Here is a 17452-nt window from a genome sequence, read left to right on the forward strand (position 1 = left end):
GGAGTACGCAAGGGTTTAACCGCAGTGTACACAAAGAAAAGACTCATCATAAAAACATTTAGCGCTCTTTGCGTAAAACTTAGCGAACTTTGTGGCAGAAAATTTAAACTGTTCAATTACTTAAAATACTAACCCGTTTCAACTAAATACACGATGAATTTCATAGAAGAACTTCGCTGGCGCGGCATGTTGCAAGACCATACGCCGGGTGTGGAAGAATTTTTAAACAACAACAAACCCGTAGCCGGCTACATCGGGTTTGACCCTACAGCCACTTCTCTGCACGTGGGCAACTTAGCAACCATCATGCTGCTGGTGCACTTCCAGCGCTGTGGACACAAGCCCTATGTGCTGGTAGGAGGTGCTACCGGCATGGTCGGCGACCCTTCGGGCAAATCTGCCGAGCGCCAATTTTTAGACGAAGAAACTTTGCAACGCAATCAGGCAAGTATTGCCGCCCAATTGCGCCGTTTTTTGGATTTTGAAAACGGCGATAATAAAGCCGAAATGGTCAATAATTACGACTGGTTCAAAAACATCGGCTTTTTGCAGTTCCTGCGCGAAGCGGGCAAATACATCACCGTTAACTACATGATGGCAAAAGAATCTGTCAAAAAGCGATTGGAAACAGGCATCAGCTTCACCGAATTTTCTTACCAACTGCTGCAAGGCTACGATTTCTACCACCTCTACAAAACCCAAGGCATTAAGTTGCAAATGGGCGGCGCCGACCAATGGGGCAACATCACCACAGGTACGGAACTGATTCGCAGGAAGTTAGCCCACGAGCGCGGACAAGCCGAAATCAGCGAAGACCAGCCCTACGAAGCCTTCGCCCTCACCACTCCGCTACTTACCAAGTCGGACGGCAGCAAGTTCGGCAAATCCGAAGGCGGCAACATCTGGTTAGACCCCAAACTAACTTCACCCTACAAATTCTATCAGTTTTGGCTCAATACTGCCGATGAAGATACCCACCGCCTGATTCGCGTCTTCACACTTTTTGACCGCGAAAAAATAGAAGCCTTAGAGGCAGAACATGCCGCAGCGCCTCATTTGCGCATCTTACAAAAGGCCATTGCCGAAGATGTTACCGTTCGCGTACACGGCAGAGAGGCTTATGAGAAAGCCGTACAAGCCTCTGCCATCCTGTTTGGCAACGCCGCTACCGAAGAGTTGAACCGCATTGACGAGGAAACCCTGCTGTCGGTTTTTGAGGGCGTGGCACAGGTGCAAGTCAGTGCCGAGGCCTTGCAAGGCGGCATTGTGGATTTTCTTTCCACTGCCACCAACGGCGAAATTTTCCCTTCCAAAGGCGAAGCCCGCAAAATGATACAAGGCGGAGGAGTAAGCATCAACAAGATAAAAATCAACGAAAATACCAACCTGAATGAGTTTATTCTCCTGCAAAACCGCTATTTGCTTGTACAAAAAGGCAAGAAAAATTACTATTTAGTGCGAGTGAATGCCTAATGATAAGTTTTCCCCTGACAGGCTGTCGGTTAGTAGCCATCAGGGGAGGATTTTTATGCATATTTTGTATGTTTTTTAGTGAGGTAGGTTGGTTTTATGCATGAATAATTTGAAAATCAAAACAGGCTATACAATATCTTTGCCTTCCTGCTGAATTTTTACTAAAAAATCCCTAAGCACTCCGTGCTTGAACGTTTTCATGCTTTGCTGTGAAAATGTAAAAACGCTGCATGTTGCTCACATACGGTGTACAAATTTTTACTACCTTTATCCACAACATATTTTCTTGCCGTAATGCGTAAACTTGCCGCTACCTATTTGCAAAACCGCTTATTAGTTGCCTGCGGCATCCTTATCGGGTTGTTTGCCTTGTCGTTTAGTGTGGAGTGGTTGTTTGTTCCTGCTAAAATATTGGCCGGCGTACTTTTTAGTTTTGTGGTGATTGATTTTGTGCTGTTGTTTATGCGGCGAGAAGGCATTCGTGCCCGCAGGCTCATGGGAGATAAACTCTCCAACGGTGATGAGAATCAGGTAACTGTGGAGTTGTATAATGCTTATCCTTTTTACGCAAATGTTGAAATATTAGACGAAGCACCCGAGCAATTTCAGGCGCGACACCTCCGACTGTTTGGCAAAATTGCGCCTGAAAAAAGCATTGCTCCTTTTTATAAGTTGCGCCCCACCAAACGGGGCGTTTACACTTTTGGCGCATTGAATGTATTTGTCGTTTCACCCGTAGGCCTCTTGGCACGCCGCTATCGCTTTGAAGAAGGCAGAAGCGTGCCCGTTTATCCGTCATTTCTGCAAATGCGCAAATATGAACTGATGGTGATTTCCGACCGCCTGAAAGAGGCAGGGCTGAAACGATTGCGACGCATCGGGCAAAATATGGAGTTTGAGCAAATTCGCGAGTATGTAACAGGCGATGACTACCGTTCGCTGAACTGGAAAGCAACCGCACGCCGTAATCAGTTGATGGTCAATCAGTTTCAGGATGAGCGCTCACAACATGTTTACAATGTAATAGATAAAGGGCGGGCTATGAAAATGCCTTTTGAAGGGCTGACACTGCTGGATTACGCCATCAATGCCGCCTTGGTGATGGCTAACATCAGCCTGTTGAAAGGTGATAAAGCGGGTTTGGTAACTTTCAACCAGCGGATGGGGACGGTGTTGCCTGCCGAGCGAAAACAGGCGCAGATGCAAAAAATTGTAGAAGCGCTTTACAGTCAGAAAACTTCCTATAAAGAACCGGACTACGATTTATTGTTTGCCACATTGCTGCAAAAAATTAAGCAGCGCAGTTTGTTGATTATTTATACCAATTTTGAAACACAATCATCGTTGGAGCGGCAACTTCCCGGGCTAAAGAATCTGGCTAAAAGGCACTTGGTGGTGGTAGTTATTTTCAAGAATACGGAACTTTACAGCCTGTTACAGATGAATCCGCGCAGTTTGGAAGATGTTTATCTGAAAACCACAGCCGAGAAGTTTATGTATGAAAAAGATTTGATAGTCAAGCAATTAGCACAAAATGGCATTCATGCGGTACTGACAGAACCCGCACACCTGACCGTCAATACGATTAATAAGTATCTGGAACTCAAAGCACGTCATCTGATATAGTCGTAAGTTTGTGCGAATGATTGATTTTTTTCATGCAGGCAATCATTGACTTATATCGCAACGCATACAAAGGGCTTGGCAAAAAAGCGTGGTTTTTAGCAAGCATTATTCTGGTCAATAGAATCGGCACAATCGTAGTTGCCTTCATGGCTGTTTATTTGACACAGGATAAGGGCTTTTCCATGGCAGAAGCAGGCAGCATCCTAAGTTTTTTCGGGGCCGGTTCCATTATTGGGGCGTATGTCGGCGGGCAACTTACCGACCGTGCCAATCCCTTTGTGGTGCAATTTTGGAGTCTGATTGCAGGTGGGCTGTTGTTCTGGGTGCTGATGTTCATGGAGAGCTATTGGAGTATAGCCGCAACGGTATTTATTCAGAGCATTATAGGAGAGGCTTTTCGGCCTGCCAATGCGGCAGCGGTTGCCTATTGCAGCGACAACGCCGACAACCTGACGCGTGCATATGCACTCAACCGCTTGGCAACTAATCTCGGCTACTCAATCGGCCCTGCTTTGGGCGGGATTATGGCGGCACTCGATTTTAGATGGCTGTTTGTATTTGACGGATTTACCAGCATTGCCGCTGCGCTGTTGCTGCGCATTTTGTTATGGGATATGCAAAAGAAAGCTGCTGCCGCCAAAAAAAATTCACCACAAATCAGTCAAAAATCGCCGTTTCGGGATATTCGTTTTATGTTTTTTATCCTGTTTACGCTGCTCAATGTAATTATTTTCTTCCAGATATTCTCATCCCTGCCGTTATTTTACAAAAAAGTATACGCGCTCAGCGAAACACGCATCGGCTTATTGATAAGCCTGAACGGGTTGTTTATAGTAGCTTTTGAGATGGCATTTGTGTATTACCTGCGCAACTTTAAGCAGACCCTCTCGCTGGTTTCTATCGGAAGTTTATTTATCGGCGGCGCGTTTTTGTTGCTTGCGCTGCCTAATGGCGGTGTTATCCTTTTGATTATCAGTATGCTTGTGTTAAGCATGGGGGAAATTCTGACGATGCCTTTTTCTCAGGTTTACACGGTCAGCCGCGCCGATGAAGGCAGCAGAGGGGCGTATTTATCCATGTATGTGATGGCATATTCGGCAGCGCATATTTTTGCTCCCTTGGTGGGGACTTATCTGGCCGAAAACTTTGGTTTTCAGGTACTTTGGGAAGTGCTTGGTGCTGCTTCGTTTATTTCCATGCTCGGTTTCCGCACCCTTGCCGAACGATGAACCGCAGGAGTTAAGTTACCACTTAAATCTGGCAAAGCCCACAGAAAAGGAAACATTGCTTCCTCCGGGCGGCTTGGCAAAGAAAGTAACCAAGTCGCGCGTGGAAACCCCCATTTCAAAAAAGCGACGGCTGGCGGTATATGCTATTCCGGCAGGAAAATTAACTTTACCCTCTTGGTAGCCGTCCAAATTAAGTCCTGTTGAAATTTTTAACCATCGGTTGAGCCGATAGTCGCCGCCGAGGGCAATAATGGGGCGCTCGATATTGGTGGCGGCCTCTGTCAGCGGCATAATGACATCTATCCCTACATGAAAAGTGCGGAAATATTCGTAGCTGGCACCGATGCGCAGCACGCCCGGCAATTGCTGGCGGATATTGTTCGTGCCGCGCCATTCTAACGCAGCCCGCTCACCGGCCAGTTGCAGGTTGTTTTGCGAAGTAACCAACAGATTATAGGTGTTGATGCCACTGCCCTGAATTTCACGCAGTTTACCGTCGGCAAGGTTGTAGGCGTTGCCCGTCCAGTTGATGCTGCCAATGTTAGTAGCAGCAATGCCGAGGTAAAAGTTGCGCTTGATGGTCATGTTGATACCAATATCAAAGGCGGTACCTGTGCCTACGGGCGTGGCAGCAAATACCCGACGGAAATCGGATACATTGTCTTGCAAACCCACAAAACTCGGGTTGCTGTTTTGGACACTCGCCCCGAAATTGAGATTAAAGGTAGGCGACATGGAGATGTTGTTGCGAATCAATTGGCCATCTTGCGCCACTAAATTGATGAGTGCCAAACCGCGCAGTAAGCGAACGCCGCCGCCTATATGTAGCGCAAAGTTGTATTCATCTATCAACTTTTTGCCATAAGCAAAATTAAATTCGCGATACCAGTTAGAGGAGAAACGCGAACCATCGAGCACCTGCCCGTAGGTTTGTGCGTTTTGTTCATTGATGAAACCGGCCACTACCCGCTCGCGCACATCGGGGCTGAGATTGGGTGCATTGGGGATGATACGTCCGTTAGAAAGCAACAGAAAGGGGAAGTAGGATGCATTGTTTCCCAAAAATACAATTTCGGATGCGGTGCGATTGAGTCGCGAAAAAAATTGTACCCTATCGTTAATACTGAATGCAAAACCGCCTATTTTTTTTACGTATATGCTCGCACCAATCAGCATTGCATCAAAGTTGAAACCGAAAGGCGTATCGGTAAAGCGGCGTGCGGCTTCTGCTTTTTCTTCCTGCGAAAGGTTGATATTTTGCGGTGCAAATACTGTTTTTACTAATTCGCGGCGGTTCAGCGTGCCGGAAAACATGGAAACGTTGGCTTCCATAACCCCCAAAGTGAACTTGGGGTCGCGAAAACTTTTGCGAAAACCCAGATTGGCAGGGTTGATGCCGATGGTCTGGTAGTCGGTAGTGAAGGTGGTGGCTACCCCACGACCGACAGCCGTGAAAACGCTGCGCTCTGCCTGTGCCTGTAACCATGCGGGAATCATCAGCAGGCACGCACTCAGTAAAAATGATTTCATGCGGTTAAGCCATTGAGATGACCAATTTACCAAATTGTTTGCCCATTTTCATCTCATCAAAGGCAGAAATGATTTCATCCAGTGGTCTTACCGAATCAATAATAGGGGATATGCGATGCTGTTCGCAGAATTGCAGCATTTCGGCAAATTCCGCGTCGTTGCCCATGGTGCTGCCTTGCAGGGTGAGTTGGTAGAAAAAAATGCGGTGCAAATCGAGCGTAGTGGGCAAACCGGCAGTAGCGCCATAGAACACAATTTTGCCGGCCGGTTGCATCAAGCGAACGAATCGGCTAAAACCGGTGCCGCCGCCGCTGTCAATCACTAAATTGAGGCCGCCCGTTTGTGCCATGAGTTGTTTGTCCCAGTCGTCGCTGCGGTAGTTGATGCCTCCTTTGGCGCCCAATGCAATGGCTTTGCGCAATTTTTCCTCATCGCCGCTGCTTACCCATACGTTGGCACCTGCTGCCAATGCAAACTGCATGGCGAGCTGTGCTACCCCGCCGCCGATGCCTGTAACCAATACATTGTCGCCTTTTTTAACAGCGCCGTGTTTGCAAGTGGCGCGATAGGCAGTCAGGCCGCCCAATGGCAGTGCGGCTGCCTGTTCGGTTGTCAGGTAGGCGGGTTTTTCGTGCAGTCGGTCGGTCGGCACGACAATATATTCGGCAAAAGTGCCGTCCACAGGGTTGCCGAGGATGCGATAATCTTTTCCCTGTACCGCCGGATTGTCCCCCCAGTTTTGGTTGGGATTGATAACGACGGTTTTGCCTATCCAATGTGCATCGCTTTGGCTGCCAACAGCTTCCACAATGCCGCAACCGTCCGAACCCAAGGTGCAAAACGGGCGGATGTTCGGATATTTGCCTTCGCGAATCCACTGGTCGCGGTGGTTGAGTGCAGCCGCTTGCAGTCGTACTAATACTTGTCCGTTGGCAGGTTCGGGTTTTGCAACATCGAGCAACTGAATGCGTTGTTCCGGATGGTCGGTTAATTGTAAGGCTTTCATTTTCGTCTGTCAGGTTTTTTGCAATGATAATTTATGTGCCGGTAGTAAGTAATTTACGCGAAATAAGTAAGCAATTTGAAACGCTTTTATTAGCAATCCGATGACAGCATCTTCGGCCGATGATACGGTTCTTCGCTGATTTTATAAAATCTGAAATTCTGTTATTTGCTTGTTTTGCATTCTTCCACTCCATAACGGCTGCAAATCGGGCATTGCACGGGGTCGTGGCCGCGTGCAGGGCAGTATTTTCTTCCGAAAAAGATAATTTGCAGGTGTAGTTTGTTCCAAAGTTTTTTTGGAAATAATTTTTTTAAGTCTGCTTCGGTTTGCTCGACACTTTTGCCACTGCTCAGCCCCCAGCGCGCTGCCAAGCGGTGGATGTGCGTATCTACGGGAAACGCAGGTACGCCAAACCATTGCGACATCACCACGGAAGCGGTTTTATGCCCCACGCCCGGCAATTCTTCTAATGCTTCAAAACTTTGCGGAACCTCGCCTTGGTATTTGTCAATCAATATTTTTGACAACTCATAAATAGCTGCCGATTTGCGCGGCGAAAGCCCGCAGGGTTTAATAATCTCTCGGATTTCATCAACAGACAATTTGACCATGTCAAAAGGATTGGCCGCCCTGCCAAATAATATGGGCGTAATCTGGTTTACGCGCTCATCGGTACATTGTGCGGAAAGCAGCACGGCAACCAGCAGCGTATAAGCGTCCGAATGGTGCAACGGCACGGGTGTTTCGGGAAATAACTCCTCCAAAATAGCAGCAATTGCCTGTGCCTTTTGTTTTTTGGTCATTTTCAGAATCGGTATCAGATTTGCAAAGCTACCTTTGCAAAGGTATTTCACTTTTGTTCAATCACCTACCAATCATTCACCTATGAATTTTGTATGGATTTTGTTCGGTTGGCTGTTATTTGCCCCTGCTACTGATTTACCTAAAATGAAGAAGGTCAAACTCACCGATGGTATTACGGCACAAATGCCCGAAGACTTTCGGCCGATGACCGATGACGAAATTGCCCAGCGTTATTTTACCTACCGCAAGCCTGTTGCCCTGTTTACCGACCGCCGCGCTGTGGTAGATTTCGGGCTGAATATTTCAACTACTACGTGGAAGTATGAAGACTTGCCCATTTTGAAAAGTTTTTATAAGGCGAGCATTATGCAGATGTTTACCAACGTAAACATGATTAAGGAAGAGATTGAAGAAATCAACGGGCGCAAGTATGCCGCTTTTGAGTTTATCTCCGAAGTACGCAGCGAGCCTAATGCGATTGTAAAAACTGCTCCCAAGATAAATTACACCTATTTGCTTTATACGGTGGTCGGGGAGAAGGTGCATATCATCAACTTTACCTGCCCTGCCGCCAATCGCAGGGAGTGGCAACCCATTGCGCAGGCAATGATGAAAACCATCAAAATCGGGTAAATGGGTTTGTTTTGTTGATTTTTTATGAAAATACCTGATGCTTTTTTTAAAGAACATCAGGTTTGTGTATATATAGCACTTGCGGTCAGCCTTACACAGGCCGACCGCAAGTTTTTTTACAGGTTTAGATTATATCGCTGCCTTAATAATGCAAATCAATCACAATATTGCGGTAGTTGTCCATGCGGACGGTGCTGTTGCTGCCAATAATGGTGGTTGATTCCATTTCCTCAATTACGGCAGGGCCGGCAAAACTGTCGCCCGGATTGAGTAGGTAACGGGCATACACGCGGCACTGCTGTGGCACGGGCTTGCCACCTTCCATGAAATACAGCGTCCGTTCGCCTTTGAGCGCTTGGCTACCCGTTGTGCTGACCACCTGCCGCGGCTGAATCTGAGGCACGGGTGCACTCACTACTACACGCCATGTTACGGTTTCCATTCCGATGTCGTCAATGCTTCTGCCATAGCGCAGTTCATATTCGGCAATAAATCGCTTATGGATTTCGGGAATGCTGGCCGCGCTCAATGTGCCGTTGGGTATGCGCACCGAAATTTCATGTCCCTGACCTGTGTAGCGCATATCGGCAATGCGGGTAATTTGGGCTTCTGAGCGGTTGATACCCGACTTTTCAAGGAATTTGAAGCCTTCTTCTTCCATTTCCGCCAGCATGGTATTGAGTTTGTGCCAGTCCATTTCATCAATCGGGCAAACCAAGCTGCGGATTTGCTCACTTGCCACAGGCGATACCAGAAAGCCCAGCGCCGACACCACGCCCGCACCTACGGGAATAATCAGTTGTGGGGAGTTGAGCAAGCGCGCCACCTGAAAAGCATGAACAGGACCTGCACCGCCAAAAGCAAGCATAGAGTAGCCGCGAGGGTCGCGCCCTTTTTCCAAAATATGCACACGAGTGGCATTTGCCATATTTTCATTCACAATGCGATGCACGCCCATGGCTGCCTCTTCTATACTGATTCCCAGTGGTTTGGCAATGTGCGTTTCAATGGCTTTACGGGCAGCGGCGATGTCTAATCGCATGGTTCCGCCCAGAAAATAATCGGGATTAAGGTAGCCCAGCACAAGGTCGCAGTCGGTAACGGTGGGCTTTTCGCCGCCGCGCCCGTAGCAGGCAGGGCCGGGTTCTGATGCTGCACTTTCCGGGCCGACTTTCAGCAGCCCGAGGTTGTCTATGTGTGCAATGCTGCCGCCTCCTGCGCCAATCTCAATCATGTCAATCACGGGAATGCGAACGGGCAAACCGCTGCCTTTTTTGAAGCGACGCACACGAGCAGCCTCAAATTGGTTAGTAATTTCGGGTTCGTTGTGGTTGATGAGTGAGGCTTTGGCAGTCGTTCCGCCCATGTCAAATGCCAGCAAGTCGGGCTTGCCTATCAGTTTGCCGTAGAAAACCCCTGCCATGGTGCCGCCTGCGGGGCCTGACTCGAGCAACTGAATCGGTGTGTGGCGAGCACCTTCAATGGTAGTCAAGCGGCCACTGGAAATCATGATATTAATAATGCCGTTGAAGCCCAAATCGCGCAGCCGCTTTTCCAAATGACCAAGATATTGGTCGGTAATGGGCTGTACGTAGGCATTCATCGCCGTTGCCGAACTGCGCTCATACTCGCGAATTTCGGGCATTACTTCGCAGGAAAGACTCACGTAAATATCGGGATGGTGCTTTCTGATGTATTCGCCGACGGCCTTTTCATGCGCAGGGTTGGCAAAAGAGTGCAGGAAACAAACGGCAATGGACTTGACTCCTGCCTGTAACAAGTCATCAACCACGGTTGCGATTTCATCGGCAGCAATGGGCGTTACAATTTCGCCTTTGTAGTTAATGCGCTCGGTAATGCCTTTGCGCAAATTGCGCGGCACAAGCGGCTCAGGCACAGACAGATTAATATCGTAAATATCATAGCGCAACTCGCGACCGATTTCCAGTACATCTTCAAAACCTTTGGTAGTAATCAGGCCTGTCGGTGAGCCGCGCCGCTCAATCACGGCGTTTGTTACCAGCGTTGTGCCGTGTACAATCGTGCTGAGTTGGCTTGCTTGCACACCCACACGTGCCAACAGTTCGGTTGTTCCTTTGATAATACCGTTGGAGGGGTCGTCGTAGGTGGTGAGCGTCTTGCCAAAGTGCAATTCGCCCGTTGCTTCGTTGAGTAATACAAGGTCGGTAAAAGTGCCGCCGATGTCTATGCCAAGTTTCATGGATTTTTCCGATAAAATATTAATGATATTCTTCGCCGCCGCTGACGTTCATTGCCTCGCCGGTGATGTAAGCCGCCATGTCTGAGGCAAGGAAAAGACAGGCTTTGGCGATGTCTTCCACAAATCCGGTGCGCCCCAGCGGGTTGCGGTCGCGGATGCCTTGCAGGTAGGTTTCGTAGTCCAAGCCGAATTTTTCGCTGAAAAACTTGTTTTGCCAATGCCCCAGCCCTGTGGTGATGTGGTTGGGGCAAACCGCATTGACGCGAATACCGAACTTGCCCAATTCAACGGCATTGGAGCGCGTCAGGCCGACTAAGCCGTGTTTGGAAGCCGTATAAGCTGCCGCATATGGGAAGCCCGATTTGGCCGCCTGACTGGCAATGTTGATAATGTTGCCGCCTCTGCCTTGTTCTATCATGCGGATGGCTGCCTGTTGGCTGCACAGGAACGCACCTTTCAGGTTTACGTCCAACACGGCATCCCAACTTGACTCCTTAAATTCGGTAAAAGGCTCCATTAAGTAGCCTACACCTGCATTGTTAATCAGTACGTCAATGCTGCCAAAGGTTTCTACAGCCTTGTCTATCAGATTTTTACAGTCGGCAGCTATTCTTACATCGCAGGGTACGGCAATGGCTTTTCCGCCGCGGGCAATACATTCTTCCGCAATGCCGTTCATTTCATCGGTGGCGCCGATATGTTCTGCACTGAATTCGCTGCCTTTGGGCTGTCCAAGGTCGGAAATGACAATGTTGCAACCCATTTCCGCGAAAGCATAGGCAATAGCCTCACCAATGCCCTTGCGCCTGCCGGAACCTGTAATAACAACTGTTTTACCTGTTAAGTCATTCATTTTCATATGCTTGTACATTTTAACTGCCGTGAAAAGGTTTTTAACTGGTCAGTAACCACTTCTTTGCTTCTTCCTTATCAAAGAAATACTTGACCGACATATTGCCTGTTTTCTCAATTCTTTGATTTTCCATTTTGATGGAAAATTCGCTGAAAAGATTTTTGGCAGGAATAATGGCTATTTTCCTACCGCCGGGCATGGCTTTGTCAAAGGCAGGTTGCCATTCGGTAAAAAACCATGTGTGGTCGTTAGGGTGCACGTTCATGTTGCGCTGGTCGAGCAACCATAAAATAACTTTATGGGTAATTGCAAATTCGCCCGACTTCAATACGCCCGTTCTGAATTCTTCCGATTTGGTAATGTTACCGAAATAAGAAATTTCAATCATCTGATTGTCGTCATTGAACAATACTTCAACAGTTGCACCTTTGAAAATAGTTTGCATGAAAAATTAACAGCGATGATAAGAAAATAGGTGGTAACAGTTAGGTTGTATGCCTGCCTAAATTTCATCAGTAAGGATGAAAATCGGATTGTCCGCAAGTTGCTGAAATTTTGCGGGAATTTCCGCCATTTTAGGCTCAGCACCCATATCTGCTACCAAACTGTCCACGGATTTAAAGTGAATCACTTCAAAGTATTTGTACGGTGGTGCAGCATCCGAACCGAATAAGCCCGATGCTTTGTAAACCTTAAAATCGCTGACGGACTTTAAACTCTTAACGGTCGGGATATCTAATTCTTTGGCAAAAGCCTCATATTCAGCCTCCGATACACCGGATTTCAGGTTGAAAAGTACGATTAGTGTTTTCATATCTTATATGGTTTTTTTGAACTGTTATTTGTGTTTAAAGCGTTGTTGGCGTTTGCGACGTGCAACGGCTAACAAACTTTTTTGAGTACCTGCCGGCGGTTGAAGCCCCCCGTCAGCGGATTTGAATGTGGATGTAAATTGCTCACTTCTATTTGTGACGACAGGCAGCGTGCATGGCCTGTTCCTGCTAATTTCCTGCATTTGCGAAGGTTTTGGCTGCTCCGCCCAGCATTCCGCCCGTATAGTTCATAATTATTTTTGCACCTTTGGTAATCAGTGTTTTTGCCTGTTCGGCATTGCCTGCCGTTGTACCGATGATGAGGTTATGGGCAAGCACAATCTCAAAAATGCGGTCAATGGTTTGCTGCACTTCGGGATGTGAGGGGCCGTCGTAGAAGCCCATGCTCATTGCCAAGTCGCGAGGGCCGATGATGAACCCATCCACGCCGGGCACTTTACACAGTTGTTCCAGATTTTCAACGGCTTGCATGTCTTCCACCTGTGGCAGTACCAGTGTTTGCTCGTTGGCAAAGCGCACATAGTCGGCCTGCGGCATTGCACCCAGTCCGAAGTTCCAAGCACGGACGGGGCCTAAGCCGCGCTCGCCCACAGGCGGATATTTGACGGCTTTGACCAATGCCTCAACTTCTGCAACGGTGCTCACACCGGGCATCATTACGCCCATAACTCCTGCATCCATGAATTGCAGGATGAGTTTGGCATCGGTGCTGCGGATGCGTGCCAGCGGGGTGATGCCAGTTGCCTCGCAAGCGCGGATGATTTCCAACGCCTGCGCTACGGTAATAGCTCCGTGTTCGCAGTCAATGATATAATAATCAAGTCCCGCATGGGCGCAGATTTCGGCTGTCATCGGGTCGGCAAAGTTGGAAATAACGCCCAAGGCGGCCTTTCCTTGTTGTATTTTGGCTTTTACTGCGTTTGTCTTCATGCTGCGATTCTTAGCGGTTTGCGATTGTAGATTTGCGGTTGGGAATCAAACCTGACGGGTTTTGGAAACCTGTCAGGTTTTTGTCTATTAGATTTTTTGTCTAAAAATTCATCAACGCAACAGGTGCGCGGTGCCGTTGGCGATTTTTTGTTTGACAAATTCTACCAAGCCGCCCGCTTCGGCTACTTCTAACACGAAAGGTGCCAGCGGTGCGGTTTCGCGCGTTTCGCCCGTGCGCAGGTTTTTAACCGTGTTGGTTTCCATGTTAAACTCCAACTCGTCACCTGTTTGGCAAATAGAAACCAAGTTTTTCACGGTGATGAAAGGCAGCCCGTAGTTGGTCGCATTGCGGAATTGCAGGCGCGAAAAGGAATCGGCAAAAACGGCTTTGATACCTGCGCCCATTAGCCCTGTTACAACGTGTTCAATGCTTTTGCCGCCGCCTGCGAAATTGTGCCCCGCTACGATGAAGGTATAACCCGCATCTTTGAAGGCATTTTCTTTGTCAAATTCGGGCGAAACACCGCTCATGATGAACTTGCTGTTGAGTACCTTGTCAATTGGGTCTGTCCAGAATTTTTGTACGACAATATCGTATGCCATCACGTAGCCCGAAGCTACCCAGCATTTGCCGCGAATAATTTTGTCTGACATAGTTTTTTCATTTTACAATTTCAAAATTTCTTTCCGCCATAAGCAGGTTGCCGCCCCACAGTTCCATGGTGTAGTTGCCTGCCACGGCCTCATTGGCTTCCAATACTTTGCGATAAGCCCACCAATCGGTGCCGCCTTTGTTGCTCAATTGCTGGTCAATGTTGCGGATGATGTTGCCTTTGCTGTCTTTTACCTTCCAAGTCAGCAGGATTTTGCGCTGATTGATTTTTGGCCAGTACACATAGCCGTATACCTCGGAGGCAGATTTAAAAACAGAGGTGCGATTGACCGGTTTATCGTTCTGCATCCCCGTAGTAAGTGCTACATCGGCATTGCCGGTGCTGATATCAAAGGAACGTTCATTGGCAAGCTCGCCATTAATCAGTACTTTAACCTTCCATTTGCCCGTTTGAATGCTTCGGTAGTCAATCATCATCGGGCTGTAGGCGTAGTAGGTTTCAGAGTCAGGTTTTAAGTCGAGGTTGTTGGTATGAACCATGTTGCCCTCGGGGTCGTAATACTCCCAAACCACTTTAAAAATGTTATTGGCCGTTAGTTCTTTGAATGTTACATGGCACAATACCATTGTGTCGGTCAGCGCCTCATAACCGTTCAGATTTTGCAAGGCTCTGAAATTATTATCTACCCCCCGAGTGAAGGTTATCTGTGTCTTGAAAGTACCTTTGACCAATGTAAAAGGCTTTTCTGCCACCTTTTTGTCAAAAATTTTCAGCACAGCTTTCCACTGCCCCAAGGGCATTTGCGGGGCAAGGCTAAAAAGCCGGTAGGCTACCATACCCTTTGGCGACTTTACATAACTGACTTTTTCTGCCTGAAACGGTACGCCGTCGTTGGGCGGATGCAGTTCCCATTGTACGGCCTCCCCGTAGTCGCCGTTGATGAGCGCGTGAACGAAGAAAGATGCACTTGTTGTGGTAATGGTATCGGTTACTTCCAAAGGCAAATAAGTGGTTGCGTCGAGCTTTTTGGCAATGCTGAGCTGTACTGTACCACTGAAAGTTTTAGGGCGGAAAATCCAGACAATCAGTGCGATAACGGCAACTCCGGCAGCTATCCACATCCACATTCTTTTTCGCTGTTCGGCACGCGCTGCTTCGGCTTCTTTTTCCTGAAGCATTTGTTGATAGGCTTCTTCCAACTTATCGGAAGGAATGCCCATTTCGGCGGCTACTTGTTTAAGTGCCTCAAAGTCATGCTCTTTCGTGTCGGCATGAATGTGCTCCTGATTGGTAAGGTAGTAAGCCTTTTCAATCAGGGTATTGAAATCCTTGTCTGAAATTTTTCGCACAGGTTTAGCCATGGCAGTCAGTGTTTATCATCAACCGAATACAATAGTTGAAGATAAGGAAAAGGATTGCAATTTTATCATGCCGAACGGAGTCGCTTACAGCAATCGGGGGTCGGAGATAACACCCGATAAGGCAGAGGCAGCCACTACCGCAGGGGAAGTCAAATAGATTTGTGCGTTTTTGCTGCCCATGCGGCCTTTCATATTGCGATTGCCTGCGCTGAGTACAATATCGCCGTCGCCTGCTACCCCTGTATGAATGCCCGCGCAGGAAGCACAACTCGGAGTATCTACTGCTACGCCCGCTTCTACCAAGTCGGTGATATAGCCCGCACGCAGTGCGTCTAAATAGACCTGCTGACTGGCCGGCACCAAAATAAAGTTTACGTCGGGGTGGACTTGCTTGCCTTTCAGAATTTGCGACAGTACGGCGATGTCTTCTAATCTGCCGTTTGTACAAGTGCCCACAAAAGCCTTGTTGAACTTGCGGCCGACTACTTTTTCCACCGGCACAACGTCATCCAACTTATCGGGCAAGGCTACCGTCGGGCCAATGTTGGTAACATCCACCTCATAAACCGCATCGTAATGTGCGTCGGGGTCGCTGGCAATCATTTCCCAATCGCCTTTTTGTACGGGGCGTAGGTAGTCAATGGTTTTTTGGTCGGGTGCAATAATGCCGTTTTTCGCGCCCAAATCTACGGTCATATTGCAGAGCGTCATGCGGCCTGCAATATCCAAGGCCTCAATGGCAGGGCCTGCATATTCCAATGCTTTGTAAATCAGGTGGCCGTTCCAGTGCATCATGCCCATGATGTGCAGGCTGAGGTCTTTTGCCATCACATAGGGCTGCCATTTGCCTGTGATATGAAACTTCACCGATTCCGGCACGCGAAACCAGCACTTGCCGATAGCCATTGCCACAGCGGCATCGGTTACGGAAACGGCATTACCAACTGCGCCGACTGCACCGTAGGTATTGGCGTGGCTGTCCGTTCCAACGCTGATTTTGCCGGGCAGTACGTGCCCGTTTTCTACCATAACCTGATGGGCTATGCCTTGTCTGCCCAAATCGTAGAAATATTTGATGTTGTGTTCCTTAACAACCTGCCGCCATTCGTTCAGCATGGTGGCAAAAGCAGGCGTAGGGGGTGGAACCAAATGGTCTGAAACGCAGATAACTCGCTCACGGTCAAATACTTCTGTTTTGCCTAATTCGTGCAGGCTTTTAAAAGTAGATTTACCAAGGTAGTCCATCGTCATAACGGAAAAAACATCCGTCCAGACCAATTCTCCCGGTTTCACCTTGTCGCGGCCACTGTTGTAGGCCATAATTTTTTCAGTGATGGTCATTCCTGCCATAGTATGCAGTGGGGTTTAGTTTTTTTTCATATTTACTTTTTGCCGAGCAACGTCGCCGCCAAATGCGCTGTGAGAGTTTACGCAACTTTCATGCGTGCGCTTGACAAGCAGTTGAGCAAATGGAATTTACATCAGCACATAGCACACGCTGTTACACTACGACTTTTGCTGATTTTTTGCATCCGAATTCCGAAAATTTCGGCCTGTTTTGCCCATTTACTGCTCCGTACCTAATCTTTGTCAGGCATTTACGGTTGCTTCCCGCACTTCGCTTGGAATATTGTACTGCCCGATGGCATCGTAGTCGGTTTGTTCCTGTGTGGAAACTTGCCGTTCTTCAATCATTGTCAGTCCTTCAAAGCGCCCGCTGTGGCTCCATTGCCAAACGCGCATCCGATGGCCGGGGCCGATGGTGTTGATGATTTCGTAGAGTTTGCTGCCCGGGTCGGCCTTGTAAGTCCACTCCAAAATAATGGAGTCGCCGCTTTCCCATGAAGTACCGTAAATACGGTCGTTGTCAAAGGTCATAATACCGGCTTCGTTGAAGTAGTTTTTGCCGAAGTTGTGTCGCTCATAGCGACCGTTGTCCCAAAAGTATTCGTTGAGTTGTTCCCAACAGTTACCGTTTAGGCGTAGTGTCAAACGGCTTTTGTGATGGTCAAGTACCTTTCCGTCAGGTGAAAGCCGTGTGTAGGTGCCTTCCCATACGCCGGTGTGCAGCGGAAATAGTTTCAGATTCATACAATCAAATGCGTTAGTGGTGAAAAGTTCCCGAATCGGGGTTTACTTCAAATGTAGTAAAAATAGTTAATTACATTAACTATTCCTCCGTAAAAAAGTTTGAGGCAATGGAGCAGCCTTGTTCTTTGAGCCTATGAACCCTTTATATAAAAGCGCAGGTGATTTTGCGAAAATTTTTGTATAAGTATTCTGAAATACAAGCTCTTGCACCTGATAGGTCTCTAAGACCCATCAGGTTTAAATTTTTT

Annotated in this window: 16 protein-coding genes; 4 read left to right on the forward strand and 12 right to left on the reverse strand. The window is 48.0% G+C overall.

What is annotated here, in order from left to right:
• The first annotated feature begins 153 nt into the window (after positions 1 to 153).
• The 3 genes from tyrS (at position 154) to NDK19_RS10575 (ending at position 4328) form a co-directional block, all read left to right on the forward strand.
• On the forward strand, positions 154 to 1473 hold the full coding sequence (gene tyrS, locus NDK19_RS10565) for a tyrosine--tRNA ligase (RefSeq protein ID WP_250631846.1): 1320 nt from the start codon (positions 154 to 156) through the stop codon (positions 1471 to 1473).
• 294 nt (positions 1474 to 1767) lie between these two features.
• The gene (locus tag NDK19_RS10570; RefSeq protein ID WP_250631847.1) at positions 1768 to 3099 is read left to right on the forward strand and encodes a DUF58 domain-containing protein; all 1332 of its coding nucleotides are present in this window, start codon (positions 1768 to 1770) and stop codon (positions 3097 to 3099) included.
• A 32-nt stretch (positions 3100 to 3131) separates the two neighbouring features.
• The gene (locus tag NDK19_RS10575; protein ID WP_250631848.1) at positions 3132 to 4328 is read left to right on the forward strand and encodes an MFS transporter; all 1197 of its coding nucleotides are present in this window, start codon (positions 3132 to 3134) and stop codon (positions 4326 to 4328) included.
• Positions 4329 to 4343: 15 nt separating this feature from the next.
• Here the strand turns inward: NDK19_RS10575 and NDK19_RS10580 are convergent, their stop codons facing one another.
• The 3 genes from NDK19_RS10580 to nth all read right to left on the reverse strand — a co-directional run bounded on the left by NDK19_RS10580 (position 4344) and on the right by nth (position 7667).
• On the reverse strand, positions 4344 to 5858 hold the full coding sequence (locus NDK19_RS10580; protein ID WP_250631849.1) for a DUF5723 family protein: 1515 nt from the start codon (positions 5856 to 5858) through the stop codon (positions 4344 to 4346).
• Positions 5859 to 5862: 4 nt separating this feature from the next.
• On the reverse strand, positions 5863 to 6864 hold the full coding sequence (locus tag NDK19_RS10585; protein WP_250631850.1) for a zinc-binding dehydrogenase: 1002 nt from the start codon (positions 6862 to 6864) through the stop codon (positions 5863 to 5865).
• Positions 6865 to 7025: 161 nt separating this feature from the next.
• A complete protein-coding gene (gene nth, locus NDK19_RS10590) occupies positions 7026 to 7667 on the reverse strand; it encodes an endonuclease III (RefSeq protein WP_250631851.1) in 642 nt (213 codons plus the stop codon).
• An 82-nt stretch (positions 7668 to 7749) separates the two neighbouring features.
• On the opposite strand from nth, the gene NDK19_RS10595 reads away from it, so the two are divergent.
• Positions 7750 to 8301 carry a hypothetical protein gene (locus tag NDK19_RS10595; protein WP_250631852.1) on the forward strand — a complete coding sequence of 184 codons (552 nt, stop codon included), beginning with the start codon at positions 7750 to 7752 and terminating at the stop codon, positions 8299 to 8301.
• 142 nt (positions 8302 to 8443) lie between these two features.
• On the opposite strand, the gene NDK19_RS10600 is transcribed toward NDK19_RS10595, so the two are convergent.
• The 9 genes from NDK19_RS10600 to NDK19_RS10640 all read right to left on the reverse strand — a co-directional run bounded on the left by NDK19_RS10600 (position 8444) and on the right by NDK19_RS10640 (position 17204).
• Positions 8444 to 10522, reverse strand: a complete 2079-nt coding sequence (locus NDK19_RS10600; protein WP_250631853.1) for a hydantoinase/oxoprolinase family protein — start codon at positions 10520 to 10522, stop codon at positions 8444 to 8446.
• Between the two features lie 19 nt (positions 10523 to 10541).
• Positions 10542 to 11381 (reverse strand): SDR family NAD(P)-dependent oxidoreductase, encoded by an 840-nt coding sequence (locus NDK19_RS10605; RefSeq protein WP_250631854.1) that lies wholly within the window; start codon positions 11379 to 11381, stop codon positions 10542 to 10544.
• A gap of 34 nt (positions 11382 to 11415) precedes the next feature.
• On the reverse strand, positions 11416 to 11820 hold the full coding sequence (locus tag NDK19_RS10610) for a hypothetical protein (RefSeq protein WP_250631855.1): 405 nt from the start codon (positions 11818 to 11820) through the stop codon (positions 11416 to 11418).
• A 57-nt stretch (positions 11821 to 11877) separates the two neighbouring features.
• Positions 11878 to 12189, reverse strand: coding sequence for a hypothetical protein (locus NDK19_RS10615; protein ID WP_250631856.1), 312 nt, complete (start codon positions 12187 to 12189; stop codon positions 11878 to 11880).
• Positions 12190 to 12376: 187 nt separating this feature from the next.
• Entirely contained in the window at positions 12377 to 13138 is a 762-nt protein-coding gene (locus tag NDK19_RS10620; protein ID WP_250631857.1) for an HpcH/HpaI aldolase family protein, read from the reverse strand.
• Between the two features lie 111 nt (positions 13139 to 13249).
• Complete coding sequence (locus tag NDK19_RS10625) at positions 13250 to 13792, reverse strand: 3-isopropylmalate dehydratase small subunit (RefSeq protein ID WP_250631858.1); 543 nt, start codon at positions 13790 to 13792, stop codon at positions 13250 to 13252.
• 7 nt (positions 13793 to 13799) lie between these two features.
• The gene (locus tag NDK19_RS10630) at positions 13800 to 15113 is read right to left on the reverse strand and encodes a hypothetical protein (protein ID WP_250631859.1); all 1314 of its coding nucleotides are present in this window, start codon (positions 15111 to 15113) and stop codon (positions 13800 to 13802) included.
• Between the two features lie 84 nt (positions 15114 to 15197).
• On the reverse strand, positions 15198 to 16463 hold the full coding sequence (locus NDK19_RS10635; protein ID WP_250631860.1) for an aconitase/3-isopropylmalate dehydratase large subunit family protein: 1266 nt from the start codon (positions 16461 to 16463) through the stop codon (positions 15198 to 15200).
• 240 nt (positions 16464 to 16703) lie between these two features.
• The gene (locus NDK19_RS10640) at positions 16704 to 17204 is read right to left on the reverse strand and encodes a DUF3598 family protein (RefSeq protein ID WP_250631861.1); all 501 of its coding nucleotides are present in this window, start codon (positions 17202 to 17204) and stop codon (positions 16704 to 16706) included.
• Positions 17205 to 17452 lie beyond the last annotated feature (248 nt).

Origin of the sequence: Rhodoflexus caldus, from assembly GCF_021206925.1 — a bacterium.
GTDB classification, from domain to species: domain Bacteria; phylum Bacteroidota; class Bacteroidia; order Cytophagales; family Thermoflexibacteraceae; genus Rhodoflexus; species Rhodoflexus caldus.